This is a genomic window from Legionella antarctica (assembly GCF_011764505.1).
In the GTDB taxonomy this organism is placed as follows: Bacteria; Pseudomonadota; Gammaproteobacteria; order Legionellales; family Legionellaceae; genus Legionella; species Legionella antarctica.
Window position 1 is genome coordinate 2,176,865 of record NZ_AP022839.1, and the last position, 25,057, is coordinate 2,201,921.

A 25,057-nucleotide genomic window follows, 5' to 3' on the forward strand; every position below is an offset into this window, starting at 1 on the left:
TTATTTTAATCCTTTTTCAAACCATCGTTGCATCACCATAACCACCATACAGGGAGGAATTAGAGCAATCAATGCAACGGTCATAATATAATGCCATTGAGGAACCTGATCAGCGACACCTGCTAAATATCGGATGCCCATTACTATAGTTGTCATTTTAGTTTCTGTTGTAATAACCAACGGCCATAAATACTGATTCCACCCATACACGAATAAGATGACAAATAAAGCAGCAATCTGTGTTTGGGATAAAGGCAAAACAATGTCGAAAAAAAAGCGTATAGGACCGGCCCCATCGAGCTTTGCTGCATCGACTAAATCCTTGGGGATGGTTTTAAAAAACTGCCGAAATAGAAAAGTTCCTGTAGCTGAAGCAAGCAGCGGCAAAGTTAATCCAGAAAATGTATTTAGTAGTCCAAAGGAGGCAACCACCTGAAAAGTAGGAACGATTCTAACTTCAACGGGTAACATCATCGTTGCAAATACAAATGCAAAACACCACTTTTTAAAAGGGAAATCAAAATAAACCAAAGCAAAGGCTGAGCCTAATGCAAGGATAATTTTACCAAGGGCAATAGCCAAGGCCATCAAAAGGCTGTTCAATAACATATAGGTAATTGGTTCCCCCCCCGTTACTGCTAAACCCTCAATTAATACAGTTTTCATATTTTTTAAAAAAGAGGAGCCTGGAACTAATGGAATATGCGATTGCATCATTACTGCCCCCTCATTACTCGCAGCAACTATCGCTAAATATAAAGGCAATAACATGAGCATAATAAAAAAAATTAAAAGTCCATGTGAGAGTATGCAACGAAACAGTTTCATTCGTAATGAACCTTTTTTTCTAGAAAGCGAAATTGCAACAAAGAGACTATCCCAACTATGGCCATTAATAAAACTGATTGAGCAGATGAGCTTCCTATGTCCATTCCTACAAATCCATCTTCATAAACCTTATAAATCAAATTAGTAGTACTGTTACCTGGACCACCATGGGTCATTACTTGAATAATACCGAAGGTATCAAAAAAACCATAGATGAGATTCATTATTAAAAGAAAAAACGTGGTGGGGGATAATAGAGGCATAATTATTTGCCAGAAACGTTGACCTGGTGAAGCACCATCAATAATGGCTGCGTCAATTAAACTTTGGGGTACGGCTTTAAGCGCAGCGAAGTAAAATAAAAAGTTATAGCTAAACTGTTGCCAGCTCGCTGTTAAAATAACCACCAACATCGCTTGATTTGCATTATTTACATAATCAAAATGAATGCCTAAAGACTGTAATGCCTGAGTCATCCAGCCTAATGCTGGATGGCACAAAAATCGCCAAAGTATCGCTGCCACAGCCGGGGCTATCGCATAAGGCCATATCAACAAAGATTTATAAATTCCCTGGCTTTTACTCCGATGACTTACCAGATGAGCCATAATCAGTCCCAGACTCATAGTAATTAAAGTAACGCTGATAGCGATAATAAAAGTAACCCAAACTGCTTTGACGTAGGCGGGATCAAGAAATAAATCAAAAAAATTGGTAAATCCGGCAAAGTGCTGATGCAATCCAAAAGCGTCTGAATAAAAAAAAGATTGCTTTAAGGCACTGCAGGCAGGCCAAATAAAAAACACAACTGTTATTATAAGTTGAGGAAGTATAAAGAGCCAAGCATAGAAATTTTGGTGATTAAATTTAGCCATTAGCCAACCATAGAGCGATTTAATGATGTATTTGCTTAGCACTTACGAGTCGTTCAATTTTTATTCAAAAAATTCAAATTCAAACAGTTTGAAATGCTTTATTAAAATTTTTTGCGTCTTCCCTGGCAGGCTCGTAAACTCTAGCACTACATCACTTAAAATAAGATTATATAGCGATTTTCAATAACTATGCGAGCGCTAAAAGCGTTAATGTAGTATAACATTATATAAGAGATAGCCTTCGCGTAACAGCTCTATTTTTTAACTTCACTTTGGCAAATTGAATTGAAGCAAGAATGCAACGTCTCAATGAGTCAGGCAATTTTTCATCCTGAACACAACGAATAATCTTTACTTTCAGGAACTATACCAGTTTCAGGAGATCGATCACGATGTTTGAGATGACGTTCCCAGAAAATTCCTTTTTCCTCTGGTTATTGAGAAATTACGTGAATCAATGTAACTATTTATAGATGTAATGACCTTGTCTCTGTATTTAGGATAACAGGAGGAACAAATTTTGCGATACATACACATAGAAAACCCAGGCCCAAACAATCAACTGATTATTTCAGAGGGGCCAAAGCCAAAATACAGCGATTCGCAAATATTGGTACAAGTCCGAGCTACTGCACTAAACAGAGCTGATTTGATGCAACGGTCTGGTAAATACCCTCCCCCATCCGGTGAGTCTGATATACCAGGTCTTGAAGTGGCAGGAGACGTGGTAGCAGTGGGTAAGAAAGTCAGTCAGTTTAAACCAGGGGATAGAGTATACGGCCTCGTTGGCAGTGGAGGCTATGCTGAGTATTGTCCTGTAAATGAAACGCTGGCTCATCTCATTCCGCAGAGTTGGGATTACACTCTTGCGGCGGCTTTGCCCGAGGCATTGACCACAGTTTATGCTACCCTTTTTGATCTGGGAGCACTTAAACCAGGGCAAATATTGTTAATTCATGGCGCTGGAAGTGGTATCGCTTCACTGGCAATTCAGATGGCGAAACTTACTCAAGCAAAAGTGATTACTACTGTGGGTGATAATCGCAAAATTGAAAAAGCTTTGGCTCTTGGGGCTGATCAGGTAATCAATTATAAAGAAAGTGATTTTGAAGACTTAGTCGAGGAACAAAGTATTAATCTGATTCTTGACTTTATTGGTGGAGATTATTTTAATAAACACCTTCACCTTCTAAAATCACAAGGGAAACTAATCCAAATTGCCTGTCTCAAAGGAAGTACTGTTGAATGCAATCTGGCCTTGATCATGCGTAAAAGACTGCAAATTATAGGATTTGTCCTGAGACCCCAAAGCATAGAAGACAAAACCAGATTATGGGACTTAGCCCATAAAGACTGGTTTAATGCTTTATCTCAAGGAAATCTCGCTCCCGCCCTTGATAGTGAGTTTAAATTCGAGAAAATGGAGCAAGCTCATCAATACATGCACTCAAGTGAGCATTTTGGGAAAATTGTTGTCCATATAAGTTAAGAGTAGCCATGGTTCAACGCAGACTAAACATGGTTATTAAGTTGAGTACCATGAATATAAGTAGTCCCTAGCAGGTGCACTAGGGAATTTTTTGAAAGTGCCTACTCTTTTATTTTCAACTTTAACTTTAAGGATCGCTCCAATAGCTGGGTATAAATAGGTTTATTTCGAGCTAATTGCATCACAGTAGTTGATGTAATACAGGTGATCATCAGAGGTAAGATTAATAAATAATTTTGGGTCATTTCCACTACTAAAATCACGCCCGTAATTGGAGAACGTACTGTCGCTGCAAATAAAGCACCCATACCGGCAACAGCAAACATACCGGGTTGGATTGAAAAATCCATAGTCATCCAATGCAACACATGGAATGCAGCCAAACCCAGCAAAGTACCCAAAGCCAGCATAGGAGCAAAAATCCCTCCTGGCACACTTGTCGAATAAGATAGCATCGTGGTAAAAAATCTAATGATCAGTAAAAAACATAAAACATGAACGCTGGGTGACATGCTCAAAGCCTGATTAATGATACCGTAACCACCGCCAACTGTTGGAGGATATAAGTATGCCAGATAGCCAATCAATAGCCCAACAAGTAACACATAGGCTAAATGATGTTTTGAATCCAGTTCATCTAACTGTTTCAGAGTCCACATCAGTGTCAGATTAAACAACAGGCCAACCAGTCCAACAACAATACCAAAGATAAAAAATAGCCAGAGAGATGACAAACTGGGTAAATCGAATAATTGCATTTGAATGGAGGGTTGTGAACCAACACAAAGATTAAGGGTTATAGTGGCTGTCACACAAGTAATAACAACCATTTTAAAATTAGTAAATGAATAATTAAACTGATTGCGCATTTCCTCCATAACAAATAATACTCCGGCTAAGGGAGCATTAAATGCTGCAGCCAGACCAGCTGCGGAACCTGCGGCAATTAACGTATCGCATCGGTGGCGTGCAAGGTTAAAGACTTCTCCTAACATAGCCCCTAAATTACCACCCATCTGTATTGTCGGCCCCTCTCTACCCATAACCATTTTACCGGATATGGCTAAAACGCCAGAAAAAAACTTTACTGGAATTAAACGTCGCCAAAAAATGGGTCTGATGTGGAGCAACGTACCCTCAATTTCAGGAACACCGCTGCCCGCAGCTTCTGGAGCGATAAAGTGCACTGAAAGCCAGGATACTAAAACCATAAGCATTGTTAAAATCGCAGAAACCAATCCCACTGGCCAACCATGATCCTGAACAAAGCTTAGAAAAGAACTCAATAATAGATCAAGCTCTGCAATAGCCAATTGAAATAACGAAGCTATTAAACCGGTTAATACACCCAATATCACAGATAAAGCATAAAGTATCAGGACTTTTTTATTCATTTTACCATTCCCATCAAATTAGTAATAATTTTTAGCCCGGCCTGATTGATTAGAGACAGTATGGTTTCAGGATGAAATTGAACAGCATGTATGGGTAATTGCTGATGTGAAATAGCCATCACAACGCCATCCTCACTAATAGCTGTGACGGTTAATTCTTTGGGTACCGCTTCCAATCTGGCATAAAGAGAGTGATAACGCCCGGCCTTAAATGTTTTTCCTAACCCAGCGAATAGTACTTCACTGTGCAATACATTCACCATCGAAGGTTTTCCATGCATTGGGTAATCAAGTACATCTAAAACTCCACCGAAATATTCGACAATACCCTGTAAACCCAGACACACCCCAAATAAAGGAATACCTTGTTTGATTACTGCACCAATGGTTTCAGCTAATCTAAAATCACTGGGTTTACCAGGACCGGGCGATAAAACGACTAAATCATACTGATCTTCTTTTAAATAATTTAATGCCTTATCAAAACGAATGGTAGTAACATCAGCACCGGTTTGGCGAATATAATTCGCCAAAGTATGCACAAAAGAATCTTGATGATCGATAAGTAACACTTTTTTACCCTTACCTGTTAAGGGTAAATCAGCGGTACCTGATGAAATTTCGGGTTCATTTTTTCGGAGCATATCTAGAAAAGCAGAAGCTTTTAATCGTGTTTCTTGCTCTTCAGCTTCAGGAATTGAATCATAAAGTAAAGTCGCACCCACACGAATTTCAGCGATACCTTTCTCTATACGTACTGTTCTTAAAACTAGTCCTGTATTTAAATTACCATCAAAACCAAACCATCCCACGGCTCCAGCATACCATCTACGTGGTGATTTTTCATGCTGCTCTATAAAGTTCATTGCCCAGATTTTAGGAGCGCCGGTAACAGTGACTACCCACATATGGGTTAAAAAAGCATCAACCGCATCAAAGCCTGCTCTTAAAATGCCCTCCACGTGGTCGACAGTATGGATCAAACGTGAGTACATCTCAATTTGCCGCCTTCCTATTACCTTAACACTACCTGCCTCACAGACCCGGGACTTGTCATTCCTATCCACATCAGTACACATAGTTAACTCGGACTCTTCTTTGGATGAGTCAAGTAAGGTTTGAATATTAAAAGCATCCTCTATGGCATCAGCACCACGCTTAATCGTTCCTGAAATAGGACAAGTCTCCACTCGGTTTCCCTGTACCCTTACATACATTTCCGGTGAGGCGCCAACCAAATACTCTCCCTCTCCTAAATTAATAAAAAATCCATATGGCGATGGATTAAGTCGACGCATTTGACTGAATAACTCTGAGGGTTGTTCGGTATAATGAGTGTAGAAAGTCTGACTTGGTACTACTTCGAATAAATCGCCGCAGGCAAATCGTTGTTTCGCTTTGTTCACAATGTCCGCGTATTCACCCAGAGCATGATCGCAACTTTTATCGGGTTGCTCAGGGGATTGATAAGGGTAATAAATTCCATTTCTTCCCAGCGACTGAGTTGATTTACCTTGATACTGAAAATCGTATCGTCTGACAAAAGCTTCTTCTTTACGGTGATCCACAATAAAAATCTCATCGGGTAAATAAAGAACCATATCCCTTTGCGACAGATCTCGCTCCTGGTGCCGTGGTAAATCTTCAAACTGATGAATTAAATCAAAACCAAAGGCACCATATAAACCCAAATGGGTATCTTCTTCTGATTTAAAAAAAGCAAGTAATAATCGAATAATACTAAATACTGATGGCTGATGACTTCTGTCTTCTTCACTAAAAATTTGTTTTGATGCTTTAATCTTAATCTGGCAAAATACATCCGAGTTGTCCAGTATTTCTAACTCATCCTGGGCTGCCAATACAGGATGAATAAAACCTAATAAAACCTCACCCCGTTGATTTAAGGCTTCCAAATTAATAATATTCTGCTTACAAATAATGGCCAAGGGAGGATTATAAAATCCCAAATCCCAACAGGTGTAACGTCCTGGATATTCAAAGCTGGAGGCAAAAATTGCCCCTCGTTGCGAGTTGATCCGCTCCAGAAGAAACTCAATACCCTGTTGGTAATCCAAAGACTCCTGAGCTAACTCAACATGAACTCCACCTTGCGTTTTATACTGCTGCAACATAGATAATACACTCTAAATAATTAATCAGAACTTTAATCATTCTACTGAAAAACCAATCTAGTGCAATGTACTACTTCATTTTTAACGTGATCTCGATATAATGAGTCACTTTCAATCGGGATGCCACTATGACTCTTTCTGAAAAAGACTTAGAAAAAATTGCGCGTTTGGCTTATTTGGATACTGAATCTTCAGATTTTTCACGACTAACACAAGAAATCAGCTCCATCATGGATTTTGTGGATCAATTACGCTCAGTGAATACTAATAACGTAGAGCCTCTTTTTCATCCCTTCGCCTTACATCAACGTCTGCGAACAGATGACGTAACAGAGGAGGATTGTATTGCTGAACTGGAGGCAATGGCACCCATGTTTGAAGACAACCTGTATTTAGTGCCTAAAGTGATCGAGTCGGATAAATAATTATGGAACAATTTTCACTGACTCAATTAACCCAGGCTCTGCGCCAAGGCAAGATCTCCAGTACTGAATTAACCCAACATTATATTAATATAATCAATGCCAATAGCGATCTCAATGCCTTTATCAGCTTAGATGCAGAATATGCCTTGATCCAGGCACAACAAGCAGATGCAGAGCTAAAAAAAGGCCAGGGTAAGGTGCTCACTGGAATTCCCATGGCACTTAAAGACCTGTTTTGTACTACAAAAATGAGAACGACCTGTGGCTCCAAAATGTTGGCTGATTTTTACGCCCCTTATGACGCAACCCTGGCTATCAAATTAAAAGAAAAAGGAGCGATCCTTCTTGGTAAGACCAATATGGATGAATTTGCCATGGGTTCTGCCAATGAAAATAGTTATTTTGGTCCAGTAAAAAACCCCTGGGATAAAGAACGAGTCCCGGGTGGCTCTTCAGGAGGCTCAGCAGCGGCTGTTGCAGCAGGATTAGTTCCCTTTGCTATCGGTTCTGATACCGGCGGTTCCATACGCCAACCCGCTGCTTTTTGTGGCATTAGCGGCATTAAACCGACATATGGTCTGGTATCGCGTTATGGGATGGTGGCTTATGCATCAAGCCTGGATCAAGCAGGCCCCTTAGCCAAAAGTGCTGAAGATCTTGCCCTTATTCTTCAAGCTATGGCCGGTTTTGACCAACTCGACTCTACCTCTGTAGACGCTTCAATCCCTGATTATTGTGCCGAACTTAATAAACCTCTAAATAAATTACGTGTCGGTTTACCTGACTGTTTCTTTCAACCTCACGTAGATCAAGGGATACAAAAAGCAATTCGTGATGCAGTGAAAATATTTGAAAGTCTAGGTGCTGAAGTTATTGAGATGGAATTAACACTTCAACCGCTATGGGTACCTTGTTACTATGTCATTGCCTGCGCTGAAGCCTCTTCCAATCTGTCTCGTTATGATGGGTTACGATTTGGCCATCGCAGCTCTAATGCAGCTAATTTAACAGAATTAATCACCAGTTCCCGAAGTGAAGGCTTTGGTATTGAAGTCAAACGCAGAATTCTTACCGGAACACATGTTTTATCGGCTGGCTACTTTGATGCGTATTATCTTCAGGCTCAGAAAATCAGACGCCTGATTCAAGCCGAGTTGGCAGAAAAACTCAATTCAGTAGACGTTATTTTAGGTCCAACAACCCCAACCACTGCCTTTAAACTGGGGGAAAAAATAGCCGATCCCATCCAAAATTATTTAGCTGATGTATTTACCGTAGCTGCTAATCTGGCTGGTTTACCTGCCCTGTCAATACCTGCAGGATATGATAATAACCTACCCATAGGACTGCAACTAATGGGTAAGCATTTTAGTGAGGGGCGTTTGCTCAATATAGCTCATCATTACCAATTACATACCAGCTGGCACTTGACCAGTCCAAACGAATAAGGGTGATTTTATGGAGTGGGATACCGTCATTGGCCTTGAAGTACATGCCCAATTAAAAACAAAATCCAAACTTTTTTCAGGAGCATCGACAGCCTATGGTGCTTCTCCCAACACACAAACTTGTTTTATAGATGCCGGTTTACCTGGTGTACTACCCCTATTAAACCAGCAGGCAATCGTAATGGCCATTCAATTAGGTTTGGCCATTCATGCGGATATTAATGACTTATCTATATTTGAAAGGAAAAACTATTTTTATCCGGATTTACCTAAAGGCTACCAAATCAGTCAATTTCAACAGCCCATAGTGAGTAATGGTCGATTAAAAATTCTACTGGAGAATGGCAGCGAAAAAACGGTTGAAATCCTTCGCGCTCATCTAGAGGAGGATGCAGGAAAGTCCTTGCATGAATTACACTCTGATTACACAGGAATCGATCTCAATCGAGCAGGAACCCCGCTACTTGAGATAGTCACTACTCCTTGTCTGTATTCAGCGGAAGAAGCAATTAAATACCTAAAAGCTCTCCATCAGTTAGTAAGGTTCCTGGGAATTTGTGATGGGAACATGCAAGAAGGGTCTTTTCGTTGTGATGTTAACCTTTCATTAAAACCAAAAGGTTCCTCTGTGTTAGGAACCAGAACAGAGCTTAAAAATCTGAACTCTTTTCGCTATATAGAAAAGGCTATTGCCTTTGAACAGTCAAGACACGAGGATCTTCTGGAGGGTGGTAAGCCAATTATCCAGGAAACCCGCCTTTATAATCCGGACAACGACTCCACTCATCCCATGCGTACTAAAGAAAATGAAAATGATTATCGCTACTTTCCTGATCCTGATTTATTGCCCATCCAGGTCACTCGATTTCAAATAGCGGAGATAAAAAATAGACTACCTGATTTACCTGAAAAAATTTACGGTGAATTAAAAAATACTCCTTTATTAAACGATGAAGACATTAATTTTATTCTGTCCTCACCGACAGCTTATCAATTTTACAAAGAAGTAAAGTCAGCCAGCCAGGCTTCTGATAAACTAATTATCAACTGGTTAAAAGGTCAATATATCGCTGCTTTAAATGAGCATAATTTATCATTTGACGCACCACCCATATCCGCAAAAACTATGGCTAACCTTTTGAATAAAGTTCAAGACAACACTATTTCCTCCAATATTGCCAAAACTATTTTTACTATGCTTTGGAATGGTGAGAACGATGTAGAGGCCATTATTCAACGCGAAGGGTACCAACAAATAGATAATAGTTCTGCTTTGGAAGAGATGATTAAGACAGTAATTCAACAGTATCCTGAGCAAGCCGCAGAATACAAAGCGGGTAAAGAAAAACTGCTGGCTTTTTTTGTGGGCCAGATTATGAAGCAAACCAAGGGGCAAGCGAACCCGGAGCAAATAAATAAATTGTTAAAAAATCATCTGATTTAATCATTACCCTCAACATTTTTTGGGAAATCCTTGCATATAACAACAGGCTGTGTTTTACAGCCTGGCTAATTTTGCTGGCAAAAATTTTTCAAATGGAGGTGTTCCAAGAATAGAAGAGTCGGTCGATAAGCCGGGTTCTGTCGTGAGCAACCATTCATCTGGGACATACGTCACCGCATGCCTCAAGCGACCTACCCGAATCCCGTACGGGCCGCACGTTATGACTTTACAGTCAGATGGATTCCTATTTGGTCTTGCTCCGGGTGGGGTTTTCCCTGCCACGACTGTTGCCAGTCGCGCGGTGCGCTCTTACCGCACCATTTCACCCTTACCCGATTGTTACAAGAACAAACGGGCGGTATATTTTCTGTGGCACTTTCCGTAGGTTCACACCTCCCAGGAGTTACCTGGCACCCTGCCCTATGGAGCCCGGACTTTCCTCCCTTTATTCTGAAATAAAGAGCGATTGCCTGACCGACTCTGGAATTGATAGTATCAGAGTGACCAGCTAAAGACCACAAATAACATTTAAATTTTGGAAATTTGAGGAAGAATCCAGTTTAAAACAATCTCTAAATTAGAAATCACGGGTACCGATAAACTCATCATCAAAATAACGCTTCAGTTTAGTACGTAACGTACCACGGCTTACACCAAGAACTCGAGCAGCTTTTGATTGATTATAACGAGTTAATTCCATAACAGTACGAAATAAAGGCGCTTCTACTTCTTCAACAATTAATTGATATAAATTCAGATTGGCATCTTTATTACCAACACTGGTTAAATATCCTTTAACTGCATTAATCACTTGATGCGAAAGTGCCTCGTTACCTTGCACCGCTTCTTGCATTACTGCATTCATTTTAATCTCCTAGTACAAATTAATGAATATTTCTTAGGCTCAGTAAACAACCCGCACCGAACTCCATGTCCGATATAATATCAAATATTCCAAAGAGTGTAAACATTGTTTCAATGATATTCATTTATTAAGGGAAGATTAAGGAAAATTATTGTATCATTTTCGAGGGAATTGTAAAAATAATTGTATGATTTTTTTAACTATTTTGACCAAATTATGATAAAGTTTTAAAATAATTTAAATTTTGGTTACACAGTCAAATATTTACCCAATAATGTGAGAACTCTTGCCTTCCAAACGGATAATTCATTTTTAGATTGTACCAAAGACTAATTATTACGATTGATATACCTGACTCATTACGAGATAATCCAGCAAACTTAAACTTTTCTGAGCTATAATGAGCAATTCAACTAAAGAAATAATGGCTTTAATTGCAACTGATTACGCCCTTTACTCTCAAAAGCACCATGACAAGCACCCATCAAATCAATTTGTAGATGAAATGTGCATAGTCCGTGCTGAAATTTTGCTTTTAACATGCAATAGAATAAAGGAGCATCAAAAAAAACTTTCTCAAAAAGGCATAGAAAAAAGTAAATCTAAGCTATCACCCGCAGAAGCAACCCTGACTTATAAAATTGCACCTACCCCGGAATATGCCCAATTTTTTAGAGCTCCATGGAAGCATAAATCGGAACAAGCCGATGACGAGTTACAATCCATCTCTGTCACCGAACATTCAGAATCGATTGAAGTCAATGTGCATATTAAATTTAAATCTTAGTTGGTAGGTGGACAATCAGGAACCATCAGTTGAGCTGATAGTATTCACTATTTAGAGAGCATCCATCAACTCAAGTTATAACGGAACGATCCATACCTTTCAGGTACAACCTAATTGACATCAGCCAACAGTAAAGCTTTCACCACAACCACATTGACCCGTTTGATTGGGATTATTAAAAATGAACTTATAGTTAAATCCTTGTTTAACATAATCGACCTGCATATCCTTAAGAAATGGATAGCTTGCCTTATCAATGCACACGATATAATCCCCGGATAAAGGCACGATCATATCCCCTTCCAAAGGCTTTGTTACATAATCGACAACATATGAAAATCCCGAACACCCTGTTTTCTTAACAGACAAACGAACACCCCTATGTTCTGAATTTTTAGCCAGATATGAAATCAGGTGTTGTTTCGCTGATTCACTGAAACTAATTTCAGGTTTTTCTGTAGTATGTTGTATCACGACACTCATGATTTATAATCCTCTAATTTCTTTTTCATTAAAGTCAAAACCTCTTTATAAACATCCTCAACCTGTAGCGCAACGGGATACTGGTGAGTCGGTATTTCTAATTCTTTAATCAATGTCTGATAAGTTATTGACATAACACTGTCTAATTCCCTGCCCTGTGATTGACGACACAACCATTCAAGGGCTGCAATCACATAGGGATTTCCTATTGCTCGAAAACGAGCCTTACTAATTAATGACCTTTTAGTGCACTGCAAGTACAAGTCTATTCTTGTAGCGCTCAGATTGTTTTGACTGCTTCTAAAATGTACCGTTAATGGGGAAGCTAAATCAATGATTCCAACATGTTGAGGCAGAAAAAAACAATCCTCTACTATTTCATTATACATCTTTATTATACATCATAGTGGTGAAATTTCTTGCAATCGTTTTATTTGTTTACACATTATAGCAATCGCTTGGTGAATATGCTTCTCTTCGGTAAAACGCCCTATTGCTAACCGGACTGCATTCTGCGCTAAATCATCCGACAGGCCTAATGATTTTAGTACATAGGAAGGTTGTATACTTGCAGAAGAGCAAGCCGAAGTTGTCGACAAAGCTAATTCTCTCAAAGCCAGCAATAAAGAATCTCCATCGAGTCCTGCAAAGCTCATATTGAGATTTCCCGCAACTCTCTTGTGTTGATGTCCGTTCAGCTGGATCCCGGGTAAGTGTCGAATACCCTCCCATAATTGATTTCGATAATTTAAAATGCGAGCCTGTTCTTCCTGCCGCGTGCTTTCTGCCAAGGTAAAAGCCATACCCATACCTACAATTTGATGAGTGGCCAGAGTCCCTGAACGAAAGCCTCCTTCATGACCACCACCAAAAGTTTGAGCTTGTAAACGAATTCGCGGTTTATGGCGTATGTACAATGCACCTATACCTTTAGGACCGTAATTTTTATGCCCGGAAAATGACATTAAATCTACAGAAAGTTGCTGCAGATCAATCTCGACTTTTCCAGCACTTTGCGCTGCATCCACATGAAAAATGATCCCCTTATCACGTAATAGTTCGCCTAGAGCAGCAATATTCTGGATGACACCAATTTCATTATTAACATGCATAATGGATACTAAAATTGTATCCTGACGTAGTGCCTGTTCTAATTTTTCAATATCCAGCAAACCATCAGGTTGGGGATCAAGATAAGTAACTTCATAGCCTTCTTTTTCCAATTGGTAAAAACTATCCAATACCGCTTTATGCTCAGTACTCATAGTTACTAAATGCCTTCCTTTATTCTTATAAAAATGAGCAGCACCTATAATGGCCAAATTATCCGATTCAGTAGCACCGGAAGTAAAGACGATATCCTGTATTGATGCATTAATTGAGTCAGCAATTTGGCCGCGCGCTTGTTCAACTGCCAAAGCAGCTTCTTTGCCATAAATATGCGTTGTCGATGCAGGATTGCCAAAATGTCCCTCAGGCCCTAAATATTTAATCATCTGCTCCACCACTCGTGGATCAACCGGTGTTGTAGCCATATAATCAAAATAAATCGGCTTATTGATCATCCTAATCACTCCTGTGCTTTTTACTTGCCCACTCCAATGATTTTTGGACCTGACTCAACATTCCCCGTAAAATACTGACTTCCATTTTTTCTAAATTAGTTCGGTTAAATAACCGTCTGACACGTTGCATTAAGCGCCGTGGGTTTGCAGTCTTCAAAAATTGAATCTCAATAAATACCTCTTTCAGATGATCATAAAACTGTTCTATCTCATCTGCAGTAGCATATTCACCTACCCGCTTTGTAACTTCTGCCTGAGGTGATAACAAGTTCATCCGCAACTCATATGCAACAATTTGTACTGCCTGGGATAAATTAAGTGAGCTGTAATCAGGGTTACTCGGTATGTGTATGTGATAATGACATTTTAGAAGTTCTTCATTAGTCAGGCCAGCATGCTCTCGACCAAATACAATGGCTACCTGGGTATTATCTGATTGTTCACTAACCAACTTTGCACATGAGGAGGGTATTAATCCTGGTAACGATAAATCACGAGGCCTTGCACTGGTAGCCAGTATTAACTGACATCCTGTTAACGCTTCCTCCAAAGTACGAGTCACTACTGCATGTTCCAGAATATCATCAGCGCCAGCTGCCATTTCTTTGGCTTTATAGTCAGGAAAAGATTTTGGCGTAACCAAATAGAGTGAATTTACACCCATGGTTTTCATCGCTCTTGCTGTAGAACCAATATTGCCCGGATGAGAAGTGGCAACTAATACGATACGAATTGAGCTTAGCTTCATAAAAAAACTTATAATTAATACAATATCCAACTATATCACAGCATTTATTGATTGGACTTCTCTCTGAATAAAAAAAATGTGGTAGAATCGCTGATTTTTTAAATAAAGAGTATATCCATGGAACCACTTTTAAACATTGCAGTGAGCGCCGCAAGACAGGCAGGCGAAATAATTATCCGTCACATGGAGCAAGTGGACCGTCTAAAAATCACCGCTAAAAACAGCCATGATTATTTTAGTGAAGTGGATATCAAAGCAGAGCAGGCGATCATCAATTGCATTCACAAGGCATATCCAGAGCATGGAATTCTCGCTGAGGAAAGCGGGGTTCATCCTGGTGATGGAGAATCAATATGGATTATTGATCCTCTTGATGGAACCTCTAATTATCTACATGGTTTTCCTTTTTTCTCGGTATCCATCGCTTTAAAAATAAAAAATAGAATTGAACATGGCGTAATTTACGATCCGCTTCGCCATGAGTGTTTTGCTGCCAGTAGAGGGCGAGGAGCCCGTTTAAATGACAGAAGAATTCGCGTTTCAAAACAAACTCAGCTTAGCGCTTCTCTTTTGGGTACGGGTGTTCCTTTCCGGGACATGGCTTTAGCCCAAAGATACTTACCTACTTTTGAAGCCCTATTGGGCAAATGTGCCGGAGTGAGAAGAACAGGATCAGCGGCACTGGATTTAGCCTATGTTGCAAGCGGTCGGCTGGATGGATTTTGGGAGTTTGGCCTTCGTCCCTGGGATATAGCAGCAGGTTCTTTGTTAATCCGGGAAGCTGGAGGACTCATCAGTGACTTGCAAGGAGGAGATGATTTCCTTAAACACGGCGACACAGTTGCCGGAACGCCAAAAGTATTTAAGTCGCTCTTGCAAACCCTTTCTCCTGCTCTGAAATAGTATTCTTTTGTTAGCAGGGGCTGAGTTTCCTGCTAATGAATCCTATGAATGTTTCTTACCGCTCCTCTATTTCTTCAACTATGAGCTAGAATCAGAGGAGTCCGTGCATTTTAGATCTAATGCCAGATTATTATTCAACTGCTACACTGTATTAATTAAGCGAACCTATTGAGCTTACTATTTATTTTCCTATTTTTATTTAAACACATAGGATTATTTGGGGAAACATCCAATGAGAAAGAATACTCTGCTTTTATTTTTATTATTGGGTATGTATCACTATCCAATTTATGCAGGGAACTTCACACTTGAGAGTCCCGCCTTTAAAATGAACACAATGATTCCATCGCAATATACCTGTAATGGCGATGAGCAGTCACCGCCTTTGACCTGGAATAATGCTCCGCCTAATACACAGTCATTTACTCTTGTTGTTGAAGATCCTGATGCCTCCGCTGGTGTATGGACACACTGGGTTTTGTTTAATATACCCCCTGCCGTGACCGAGCTGGTCGTTGGTAGTTCTGTTCCAGAAGGGTCATCCCATGGTCAAAACAGTTGGGGTAGCCCCAACTATCGCGGCCCATGTCCACCTTTAGGAGCACACCGTTACGTGTTCAAATTATATGCCCTGGATACTCTATTAAGCCTTGATAACGGCGCAACAAAGGATACAGTACTGCAAGCAATGACTGGACATGTTATTGGCAGCGCAGAGTTGGTAGGACTTTATCAAAAATACAATTAATCAAGAAAAGGCATTTTAAATACCCTGATAGGTACCAATTCAAGTTTCATTTCTAATAAATGACATAAAAGCAGAATAATTGGATAAAACAAGCAATATAATCACCAATTATGTTATTTATACGACCTTTTAATGTTTTTTAATACATAAAGAATTATAATGTAATAATATGACTGCGTTTTAATCATTTTTAGGCAGTATGTTGGAGCGTTATATGACTAAACGAGTAATCTTAAGTTTTGAGCGTACTGATCCAGATGACACAATTGCGTTCAAACAACGGATTCAACTTCGAGAAGCGAGCAAAGGTGTAGAAATCGCTCTAGACGATATAGTCGTTCTTTATCCCGCAGATATATCCCAAGATCAGTACATGACATGGAGCGGAACTGAGCCTTCTGAGGAAGATAAACAAGTACTACAATCTTTAAAAGGCGGCGACAAAATCTATCTTTGGGGGCATGGATCGCCTAACTCTGGATATATACCTGGCGCATTTTATACAGAAATTGCTGATTATCTGGCAAAAGGGCTCAATAAGGATAATTTTTCGCCGAGCAAAGGAGCATTAGACGTTTCTGTTGAGATATGTACAGGTGCTAGAGGTGGCCAACACGGTAAAAATAGTTTCGCAGCATTAATTCATTCTTATCTTGGTAAAATAGGGATTCATTCTACTGTTACTGGACGTTTAAACATTTTATGGATAGATCAGGAGACTCTTCGAACTGAAGGTACAAAAACTATAGATCGAGCCTATTATGCATTATCGCAAATTGGTATTCCAATTTCAGCAGAACGATACAAACATCAAGACGCACGTTCTAAGGTCACCTACATGTGGGATCCCAATGAATATGAGCATCAGATTCGTATTGATTCTTATCGAAAAGGCTTAAAAGACGCTTTTATTGTCTTAAAAGGGCAAATATTAACTAAGGTAAATGCCCCCGAAAGTACTGTACTGGACTTTGGAAAACTTCATAAGAAATTACTAACAGTCGAGTTACTCCTTGCTAATGATAATGAAGCCCTTGATACCAAGCTGTTAGAATCAGGAACCAAAGAGCTATATGATTATTGTGAGCAAATAATTGGATTTGACCAAAAAACGTTAACTGATTTAGGATTTGAACGTTTTAACATGGCAATGAAAAGAAAAGCACATGCAGATGGGTTCGTGCGAGAAAATACAGGACTGCTCAAATCAGATCCTAAACGCCCCATTGAAGAAAACACCTTCGCTGAATTGATTTCTGACCTTCCCCAGTTTAAAAAACTGGATGAAATAGTCTCTCAAGTTAAAGAAAAAGAAAACGTTCCAGAAGCGGTATTTGATGTTGTAGGATCCAGAGAAAAAAAAGGAGAAAGTAATTACTATGCTAATTTTTTTACAGTAGCACGAAAACACTTACTGGTACAAAATGATGGAACTATGAATATTTCGGATAATCTTACCAAACCAATGCTCCTTGTTAATAAAATGTTGGAAACGGTATTCTTAGATGAAACAAAAACTTTAAAACAAAAAGAAGTCGTATTTAAAAAACTAAAAAAAGAATTAGACAGTTACTATACTCCCTCTTTGTTTAATAAATTTAAATCAATGGTCCGTGGAATCCTATTTGGGCTGGTAGTTGGGTTTAAAGAAAGACATGAAGCAAGTTTTCTAGAAGCGATACCTAATTTGTTTTTCTCTGCCTACAGTCAAGGCCATTACTCAGTAAGTACTTATATTTACTCGTGTGGTGAGGTAGAAAAAGTTGTAAATATTTGTAGTGCTGCCCTAAAAAATTCAGCACCAGAGAATACTCAAGAAATACATGTATCTTCATTACCCTCTTTTTTTAATAATGCTGGAGTAGCAAAGGATCATAACGCAATTGAAACGCACAACGAAAATGAAATAGAACCAAACAAAGGTGGCAAGCCCTAGAGTGATGACATATCGCAGCCGAAACCATCACTCACGAACGTGTACTCTGTGTTTATGATTATCTAAATCCTGGTTTAACTCCTAAACTCTGAGGTAGTCCATCAGCCAAAGCCGTGCCCAGATTTTTTGTGACTCGCTCAAAGATATTTTGTTTACGAGTATAATCAACAAGACTGTCTATTTTAATTGTTTCACGGGCCAACTGACCACTACTTGAAAAACCATCAATTAACCCTAGGGCTAACGCCTGTTCACCAACCCAAAAAAGTCCGGAAAAGGTATCATTGTCTATATGCAATCGTCTTCCTCTTCCTTCTTTAACTCGTTTGATGAACTGTTGATGGATTAAATCAAGCATGACCTGCAGTTTTTGCTGCTGCTGACTATTGGGAGGAGAGAACGCATCAAGAAATCCCTTATTGACCCCGGCGGTTTGCAATCTTCGTGTTACCCCAACTTTACTCATCAAATCAACAAAACCAAAGCCGTTATAAACAACCCCTATAGAGCCTACCATACTGGAGGGACTGGCATATATTTCATCCGCAGCAGCGGCAACGTAATAAGCAGCTGAAGTACATAAATCCATACAAACAGCATAAGTTTTTACTTCAGGATAGGTTTTTTTAAAATATCTAAGGGTGCTGTACATATATTCAGCTTGTACAGGGCTACCACCAGGACTGTTAATTCGAATTATTAATGCTTTTAACCCTGTGTTTTTATAGGCACTATTTACACCTTGGGCAAAATCATCAGCATTTGCACCTTTATGTTCAAAAATTTCACCACTAACATCGATTAAGCCGACATGGGGCTTTGAGTTAGTACCAGTGTCTTCATTTCCTACAAAAAAAAGATAAATGCATGCATAAAGGATGACCAACAACAAAATAATTCGTGTTACCCAACGCCATCGGCTCTTTCGTTTCTGCTCTTTCATATAGTCAATAATAATTTGATTAAGCAAAGCTTGAGAATCCGTATTAGAATTAGGAGGTACTTCATTATTCATGATGATCACTTGAAATAAAAAAAACAACCCTCATTTTACGGCAGGTAGAAAAGAATTAACACCCTATAATCATTAATAAGGCTAAAGCTATGAGAATGGATAAACTGACCTCAAAATTTCAAATGGCACTCGCTGATGCACAATCCCTGGCGCTCGGCAGAGATAACGGGTTTATTGAGCCTGAACATTTAATGAAAGCCTTATTAGATCAGCAAGGTGGGAGTTGCAGACCATTACTGAGTAAAGCTGGAGTAAATATTCCACTTTTAAGATCGCTTATCGACCAATCTTTGGAAAAGCTTCCTAAAGTATCCGGTACGGGCGGTGACATCCACATTTCTAATGCCCTGAATCGCACTCTAAATCTCACCGATAAATTATCTCAGCAGAGAAAAGATAATTTTATTTCTAGTGAATTATTCGTTTTAGCAGCAATTAGCGAGGATGGTTCTCTTGCTAAAATGTTAAAACAAAGCGGCGGAGATACCAAGGCCATAGAAAAAGCAATCGAGGAACTGAGGGGTGGAGAAACGGTTAACGATGCTAATGCCGAAGAGCAACGACAAGCCCTTGAAAAATATACCCTGGATTTAACTGAACGGGCAGAGCAAGGTAAACTGGATCCGGTTATTGGTCGTGATGATGAAATACGACGCACCATTCAAGTGCTGCAAAGACGAACTAAAAATAATCCCGTTTTAATTGGTGAACCTGGGGTAGGCAAAACAGCGATTGTTGAAGGTTTAGCCCAAAGAATTATTAACGGAGAAGTTCCTGAAGGACTAAAAAATAAACGTTTGCTTTCTTTGGATATGGGTGCCCTTATTGCAGGAGCAAAATTCCGTGGTGAGTTTGAAGAGCGATTAAAAGCTGTTCTTAACGATTTGGCAAAACAAGAAGGTCAGGTTATTTTATTTATAGATGAAATACATACCATGGTTGGCGCAGGCAAAGCTGAAGGAGCGATGGATGCTGGCAATATGCTCAAACCCGCTCTGGCTCGCGGTGAATTACATTGCATTGGAGCCACCACTCTCGATGAATACCGAAAATATATTGAAAAAGATGCTGCTCTTGAACGACGTTTTCAAAAGGTTTTAGTCAATGAACCTAATGTTGAAGATACCATAGCCATCCTCCGGGGTTTGAAAGAACGCTACGAAGTACACCACGGGGTAGAAATTACCGATCCTGCAATTGTAGCTGCTGCTACTTTGTCGCATCGATACATTAGTGACAGACAACTACCAGACAAAGCCATAGATTTAATCGATGAAGCAGGCAGCTTAATTCGTATGGAAATTGATTCTAAACCAGAAAGTATGGATAAACTGGAGCGTCGATTAATTCAATTAAAAATAGAGCGAGAGGCTCTTAAGAAAGAAAGTGATGACGCCTCCAAGAAAAGACTTCTGGATTTACAACACAGCATTGATGAACTGGAGCAAAACTATTCTGATTTGGAAGAAATATGGAAGGCAGAAAAAGCAACCATGCATGGCTCTACCCAGATTAAAGAAGCATTAGAACAAGCAAAGCAGGAGATGGAAACGGCCAGAAGAGCCGGAGATTTAAGTCGCATGTCTGAATTACAATATGGTCGTATTCCCGAACTAGAAAAAAGGCTGGCTCATGTTGCTTCAGAAGATGTGGTAGAAAATAAACTGGTACGCAATAAAGTAACCGAAGATGAAATTGCAGAAGTGGTTTCCAAATGGACTGGGATTCCTGTTTCAAAAATGATGGAGGGCGAAAAAGAAAAACTGCTTAAAATGGAAGAAGCCCTGCATAACCGGCTCATTGGCCAAAATGAAGCCGTAGATGCTGTTTCAAACGCCATCAGACGTTCAAGAGCCGGATTATCTGACCCTAACCGCCCTATTGGTTCGTTCCTTTTTCTGGGGCCTACCGGAGTTGGGAAAACCGAGTTATGTAAAGCACTGGCTTCATTTCTTTTTGATACTGAAGAAGCAATGGTGCGCATCGATATGTCTGAGTTTATGGAAAAGCATTCCGTTGCCCGATTAATTGGGGCACCTCCTGGTTATGTTGGTTATGAAGAAGGCGGATATTTAACTGAAGCAATAAGGCGTAGACCCTATTCCGTCATTTTACTCGATGAAGTAGAAAAGGCTCATTCAGATGTCTTTAATATACTTCTCCAGGTAATGGATGACGGACGGCTAACTGACGGTCAAGGACGTACTGTAGATTTTCGCAATACCGTTATTGTAATGACCTCAAATCTGGGATCGCAGCTTATTCAGGAAATGGGCAGCAAATTCAAATACAATCAAATTAAAGACGCTGTTATGGAGTTAGTTGGTCAGCATTTCAGGCCAGAATTCATTAACCGTATCGATGAAACAGTTGTATTCCATTCTTTAGCAAAAGAACAAATTGCAAAAATAGCAGCGATCCAAATAGCGTATTTGCATCACCGTTTAAAACAACAAGATATCAATCTTGTGGTGACTCCGGAAGCTCTGGATCATTTGGCAGAAGCAGGATTTGACCCCGTTTATGGAGCAAGACCTTTAAAACGGACCATTCAACAGAAATTGGAGAACCCATTGGCCCAAGCTTTATTAACCGGAAAATTTAAATCAGGTGAAACAGTAAAAGTAACTTATAAAAATGAAGTATTGGAATTTAACAATCATTAAGCTGATAATTTAATATAAACTATTAAAAATCAGCCAGGAGCTTTAAAATTTATTGCTGCTCAAGAGTTTGATAAACGATCCCGTTGCGTGAAGCAAAGCATAACGGGATCGTTTGTTTGAGATCGTAGGGAATTACCTCGGTTCGCTCATAAAAATAACCTGATCAGCAGATTTTTTCGGTCTTAATTCATGCAGTATTTTGCTGCAGTCCATCTCACCAGAATACTATAGAAGACATAGGCTAACCCTTACCGGCTATATGTAAGGAGAATAAATTGTTGTTGAAGTCAAAAATTCTCGCAGCACATCCAATTTATCACCAATGATCATAGGCATAATATTATCGCTGACCGTACAAGCAGGCTGCCAGGTATTTTCAATGGTGATCTGTGCCGAATTCATATGAGGAGCCACATACTTAAACAAACAACCTATCTGATTTTTTTTCATAGCCTTGATGTGAGCTTCTGATTTTTGTCTCTCAACACTGTCCCTCTCCGCTTTTCTCGTATAATTTTCGGTTACATGGGAAGACTGAATATAAACGGTTAATTTATCAGTCTGTTTCTTTAAATAACTCAGGCATTCACCGGCAAAAATACCCTCCACAATAATCACATCTTTTGGCGGAAATTGAACCTCACCATCAATTACCCTATCACTGGAGGGCATATCATAAGTTGGTCTGGGAATGGTTTTTCCAACTTCCAATGCATTGAGATGACTTCTGATCAACGCTTGATCTAAAGCTTCAGGTACGTCAAAATTCTTTTCTGCAGTTGGATCTATCCTGCTTTTAGGAAGATAGTAATGATCCAGACTTAATATAGCCACCGAAAGACCAGTCTCTTTTACTTGCTCAGCTATTTCTTGAGCAACAGTTGTTTTTCCCGACCCGCTGGATCCAATTACAATAATAACTTTACATGATGACGTAAGGTCCAGTTTAGATTGTGCCATATGCTCTCCGATGAACAAAAAAAAGGCATTATAATTGAAGAGCGTTAAATTACAATAAGGGATATTATAGATATCGATTAATAGATTGGCTTAATGTGTTTAGAATAACAGGTCTTAGCATTTTTCATTTGTTTATAAAGAAAAATACCCGGTTTGTATCAACATTTGCCTTACTCAACACCGAGCATTGCTCTTGAATACTCAAGGAGGCTTTTTATCGCCAACGTCCTTTTCATAGAAATATTGTCTTTACCCTCACTGATTTCATTATGTTGAGTACGCGTTTCCTTGGGAAATGGGTACTCAACAGGGTTAAATATCAAAGCAATTTACAAATTCTTGCATCTCCAATGGGAGCTGCTTGGCCACTTGGTTTGTATCTATATTATTTTTAACAAAAAAAGCAGCATAAGATTTAAGATTTGGAACCTCTTCTCTTAAAAGTCCACTCCTCCAGGCTAAAAATTGACGAGCTTCTGGATTTTTGGTATCTATTACGTCGTTTCCTCTATCATCTAACAGGATAATATTTTTAAAATTTGGAAAAATTTCTTTTAATGAAATCCACTTATTTTGAGACATCAATTTAGTTTCTCGCTCGCTCAAATAAATGGTTCTCACCTCAGGAAGCAGGCCTTTTAATTGTTTTAAATCAGACTCAGATAACTCATCAAGAGAATTGTATTTCAAATTTAGCGAGGTCACAGTGGGCGGTAAGGCTATAAAAAACTGAGCTAATTTAGCTCCGGTTGTTGTCCCAAGAGCATTCATGCTCAAATCAAGCGAAGTCACTGTCGGAGGTAGTGCTGCAAATGCCTGAGCTAATTCAGCTTCGGGTATTTTGCTATTATCATCTCGCCTCTTGTAACCCAAACCATTCGAACCCAAATTAAGTGAGGTCACAGTGGGAGGTATGGCTGCAAATAGCTGAGCCAATTCTGCTCCGTCTTTGTTGTACAGTCTATTGTCACTTAAATTAAGCGAGGTTACCGTAGAAGGTAGTGCTGCTAATGCCTGGGCTAATTCAAATCCAGTTAATTTGAAAAAATTATTGCCACTTAAGTTAAGCGAGGTCACGTTAGGAGGTAGTGCTGCCAATATCAAGGCTAATTCAGCTCCGGTTTTTGCCCCAAGCCCATTCATGCTCAAATCAAGCGAGGTCACGCTGGGGGGTAGTGTCGCAAATGCCTGAGCTAATTGAGCTCCGTTTTTTTCCCAAAGAGAATTCATGCTCAAATCAAGCGAGATCAAGCTGGAGGGTAGTGAGTTGAATATTGAAATCAAGTCATTTAATTCCTTTCTACCAAGGTGATTGAACTTTAAACTAAGCAAGATCAGACGGGGTAACGCTGTGAATGCTTGGGCTAATTCAACTGCAGTTTTTTGGTAAAGTTTATTGTCGCCTAAATTAAGTGAGCTGAGGCTACGAGGTAGTGATTTAAATATGGGGGCTAATTCATCTCCTGCTACCTGGTTAAGGCTATTACCGCTCAAGTCAAGGGTAGTTAATGTGGCAGGGATTGCTGCGAATGCCTGTACTAATTCAGCGTCGCTTTTGTTGCTTAGGAGATTGGAACTCAAACCAAGCAAGTTCAGGCTAGGAGGTAATGATGCGAAGATTTGGGCTAATTCAGCTCCGGTTTTTTTCCAAAGTTCGTTAATGCTTATATTAAGCGAGGTCACTCTGGGGAACGCTGAGAATGCCTGAGCTAATTCAGCTGCGGTTTTGTTATAAAGATCATTACTACTCAAATCAACCGAAGTTACACTAAGTGCTGCGAATGCGACAGCTAATTCAGCTCCGGTTTTTTTATAAAGACTATTCCATTTTAAGTCAATTGATTTAACGCTGGCAGATAGTACTGAAAATCCTTGGGCTAATCCGGATCCATTAATGCAGTCAAGATTATTGGAGTTAAATTCAAAGGCAGTCGTTCCGGGTGGAACTCCTTTAATGATGTCGACGAGTTGATCGGCTGTTGTTGGAACGCAGTTTTCTATTAAGTAAGGCATTTAAGCTCCTGTATTAACAATCGATTGAGATGGAAGTCTCATTTTCAAATATAAATTTGTTTTGAAATTATACATTAAATCAGAATTATGTCAAAATATGAACATTATGTTTACATATGCATCTTTTAGTGTCACGTCAAAATTTTATACTCACTACTACAAAGTTTGCAGGTTATGTGTATATTTATACTAATTAAAATTTACCTTCTGGGTGGCTTTGCGAGAATGCCTTAGAGTGTCTGCTTGAAAATCCGACAAAATAATTTCGCGACTTAAAATTGGTGAGTCGACCGAGGGAACTTCCCCCTCAGCCGCTCGCAGAACCGGACA

General features: G+C 39.5%; 21 protein-coding genes and 1 other RNA gene. 9 read left to right on the forward strand and 13 right to left on the reverse strand.

Annotated features, from left to right (window positions below; genetic code table 11):
- Both ugpE and HRS36_RS10375 read right to left on the reverse strand, forming a co-directional pair.
- Window positions 1-828, reverse strand: a complete 828-nt coding sequence (gene ugpE / locus HRS36_RS10370) for a sn-glycerol-3-phosphate ABC transporter permease UgpE (RefSeq protein ID WP_173237256.1) — start codon at window positions 826-828, stop codon at window positions 1-3.
- Window positions 825-1,703: an ABC transporter permease subunit gene (locus HRS36_RS10375; RefSeq protein WP_173237257.1), complete on the reverse strand. Its 879-nt coding sequence runs from the start codon at window positions 1,701-1,703 to the stop codon at window positions 825-827. The genes ugpE and HRS36_RS10375 overlap by 4 nt, the downstream gene beginning before the upstream one ends.
- A gap of 520 nt (window positions 1,704-2,223) precedes the next feature.
- Here HRS36_RS10375 and HRS36_RS10380 point away from each other — a divergent pair.
- Window positions 2,224-3,192 (forward strand): NAD(P)H-quinone oxidoreductase, encoded by a 969-nt coding sequence (locus tag HRS36_RS10380; RefSeq protein WP_173237258.1) that lies wholly within the window; start codon window positions 2,224-2,226, stop codon window positions 3,190-3,192.
- A gap of 101 nt (window positions 3,193-3,293) precedes the next feature.
- Here HRS36_RS10380 and clcA read toward each other — a convergent pair whose 3' ends face one another.
- Both clcA and HRS36_RS10390 read right to left on the reverse strand, forming a co-directional pair.
- Window positions 3,294-4,586, reverse strand: coding sequence for a H(+)/Cl(-) exchange transporter ClcA (gene clcA / locus HRS36_RS10385; RefSeq protein WP_173237259.1), 1,293 nt, complete (start codon window positions 4,584-4,586; stop codon window positions 3,294-3,296).
- A complete protein-coding gene (locus tag HRS36_RS10390; RefSeq protein ID WP_173237260.1) occupies window positions 4,583-6,721 on the reverse strand; it encodes an anthranilate synthase component I in 2,139 nt (712 codons plus the stop codon). Before HRS36_RS10390 ends, clcA begins: the two co-directional genes overlap by 4 nt.
- A 128-nt stretch (window positions 6,722-6,849) precedes the next feature.
- On the opposite strand from HRS36_RS10390, the gene gatC reads away from it, so the two are divergent.
- From gatC to gatB, 3 genes are read left to right on the forward strand one after another with little or no spacing between them, the layout of a single operon-like run.
- Window positions 6,850-7,146, forward strand: coding sequence for an Asp-tRNA(Asn)/Glu-tRNA(Gln) amidotransferase subunit GatC (gene gatC / locus HRS36_RS10395; protein WP_173237261.1), 297 nt, complete (start codon window positions 6,850-6,852; stop codon window positions 7,144-7,146).
- Window positions 7,147-7,148: 2 nt separating this feature from the next.
- A complete protein-coding gene (gene gatA, locus HRS36_RS10400) occupies window positions 7,149-8,594 on the forward strand; it encodes an Asp-tRNA(Asn)/Glu-tRNA(Gln) amidotransferase subunit GatA (protein ID WP_173237262.1) in 1,446 nt (481 codons plus the stop codon).
- Between the two features lie 10 nt (window positions 8,595-8,604).
- Entirely contained in the window at window positions 8,605-10,038 is a 1,434-nt protein-coding gene (gene gatB / locus HRS36_RS10405) for an Asp-tRNA(Asn)/Glu-tRNA(Gln) amidotransferase subunit GatB (RefSeq protein WP_173237263.1), read from the forward strand.
- A 110-nt stretch (window positions 10,039-10,148) separates the two neighbouring features.
- Here gatB and rnpB read toward each other — a convergent pair.
- Window positions 10,149-10,520: RNase P RNA component class A (rnpB, locus tag HRS36_RS10410), an RNA gene on the reverse strand.
- 95 nt (window positions 10,521-10,615) lie between these two features.
- Window positions 10,616-10,903, reverse strand: coding sequence for a helix-turn-helix domain-containing protein (locus HRS36_RS10415; RefSeq protein WP_173237264.1), 288 nt, complete (start codon window positions 10,901-10,903; stop codon window positions 10,616-10,618).
- Between the two features lie 400 nt (window positions 10,904-11,303).
- Here HRS36_RS10415 and HRS36_RS10420 point away from each other — a divergent pair, with 400 nt between their 5' ends.
- Window positions 11,304-11,690, forward strand: coding sequence for a hypothetical protein (locus HRS36_RS10420; protein ID WP_173237265.1), 387 nt, complete (start codon window positions 11,304-11,306; stop codon window positions 11,688-11,690).
- A 120-nt stretch (window positions 11,691-11,810) separates the two neighbouring features.
- On the opposite strand, the gene HRS36_RS10425 is transcribed toward HRS36_RS10420, so the two are convergent.
- The 4 genes from HRS36_RS10425 to trmJ are packed head-to-tail and all read right to left on the reverse strand — an operon-like array spanning window position 11,811 to window position 14,486.
- Window positions 11,811-12,173 carry a HesB/IscA family protein gene (locus HRS36_RS10425; RefSeq protein WP_173237266.1) on the reverse strand — a complete coding sequence of 121 codons (363 nt, stop codon included), beginning with the start codon at window positions 12,171-12,173 and terminating at the stop codon, window positions 11,811-11,813.
- Window positions 12,170-12,562 carry an iron-sulfur cluster assembly scaffold protein gene (locus HRS36_RS10430; RefSeq protein ID WP_173237267.1) on the reverse strand — a complete coding sequence of 131 codons (393 nt, stop codon included), beginning with the start codon at window positions 12,560-12,562 and terminating at the stop codon, window positions 12,170-12,172. Before HRS36_RS10430 ends, HRS36_RS10425 begins: the two co-directional genes overlap by 4 nt.
- 12 nt (window positions 12,563-12,574) lie before the next feature.
- A complete protein-coding gene (locus tag HRS36_RS10435; protein ID WP_173237268.1) occupies window positions 12,575-13,738 on the reverse strand; it encodes an IscS subfamily cysteine desulfurase in 1,164 nt (387 codons plus the stop codon).
- A 1-nt stretch (window position 13,739) separates the two neighbouring features.
- Entirely contained in the window at window positions 13,740-14,486 is a 747-nt protein-coding gene (gene trmJ / locus HRS36_RS10440) for a tRNA (cytosine(32)/uridine(32)-2'-O)-methyltransferase TrmJ (RefSeq protein WP_173237269.1), read from the reverse strand.
- A gap of 117 nt (window positions 14,487-14,603) precedes the next feature.
- Between trmJ and HRS36_RS10445 the strand changes: the two genes are divergently transcribed.
- From HRS36_RS10445 to HRS36_RS10455, 3 genes are all read left to right on the forward strand, one after another.
- Window positions 14,604-15,389 (forward strand): inositol monophosphatase family protein, encoded by a 786-nt coding sequence (locus HRS36_RS10445; protein ID WP_173237270.1) that lies wholly within the window; start codon window positions 14,604-14,606, stop codon window positions 15,387-15,389.
- 232 nt (window positions 15,390-15,621) lie between these two features.
- Entirely contained in the window at window positions 15,622-16,137 is a 516-nt protein-coding gene (locus tag HRS36_RS10450) for a YbhB/YbcL family Raf kinase inhibitor-like protein (RefSeq protein ID WP_173237271.1), read from the forward strand.
- Between the two features lie 214 nt (window positions 16,138-16,351).
- Window positions 16,352-18,073 carry a hypothetical protein gene (locus tag HRS36_RS10455; RefSeq protein ID WP_173237272.1) on the forward strand — a complete coding sequence of 574 codons (1,722 nt, stop codon included), beginning with the start codon at window positions 16,352-16,354 and terminating at the stop codon, window positions 18,071-18,073.
- A gap of 58 nt (window positions 18,074-18,131) precedes the next feature.
- Here HRS36_RS10455 and HRS36_RS10460 read toward each other — a convergent pair whose 3' ends face one another.
- Window positions 18,132-19,088 carry a S49 family peptidase gene (locus HRS36_RS10460; protein WP_173237273.1) on the reverse strand — a complete coding sequence of 319 codons (957 nt, stop codon included), beginning with the start codon at window positions 19,086-19,088 and terminating at the stop codon, window positions 18,132-18,134.
- Between the two features lie 89 nt (window positions 19,089-19,177).
- Here HRS36_RS10460 and clpB point away from each other — a divergent pair, with 89 nt between their 5' ends.
- Window positions 19,178-21,754: an ATP-dependent chaperone ClpB gene (gene clpB / locus HRS36_RS10465; RefSeq protein WP_173237274.1), complete on the forward strand. Its 2,577-nt coding sequence runs from the start codon at window positions 19,178-19,180 to the stop codon at window positions 21,752-21,754.
- 255 nt (window positions 21,755-22,009) lie between these two features.
- Here the strand turns inward: clpB and HRS36_RS10470 are convergent, their stop codons facing one another.
- Window positions 22,010-22,714 carry a uridine kinase family protein gene (locus HRS36_RS10470; RefSeq protein WP_173237275.1) on the reverse strand — a complete coding sequence of 235 codons (705 nt, stop codon included), beginning with the start codon at window positions 22,712-22,714 and terminating at the stop codon, window positions 22,010-22,012.
- A 312-nt stretch (window positions 22,715-23,026) separates the two neighbouring features.
- Window positions 23,027-24,727 (reverse strand): leucine-rich repeat domain-containing protein, encoded by a 1,701-nt coding sequence (locus HRS36_RS10475; RefSeq protein WP_173237276.1) that lies wholly within the window; start codon window positions 24,725-24,727, stop codon window positions 23,027-23,029.
- Window positions 24,728-25,057: the final 330 nt, after the last annotated feature.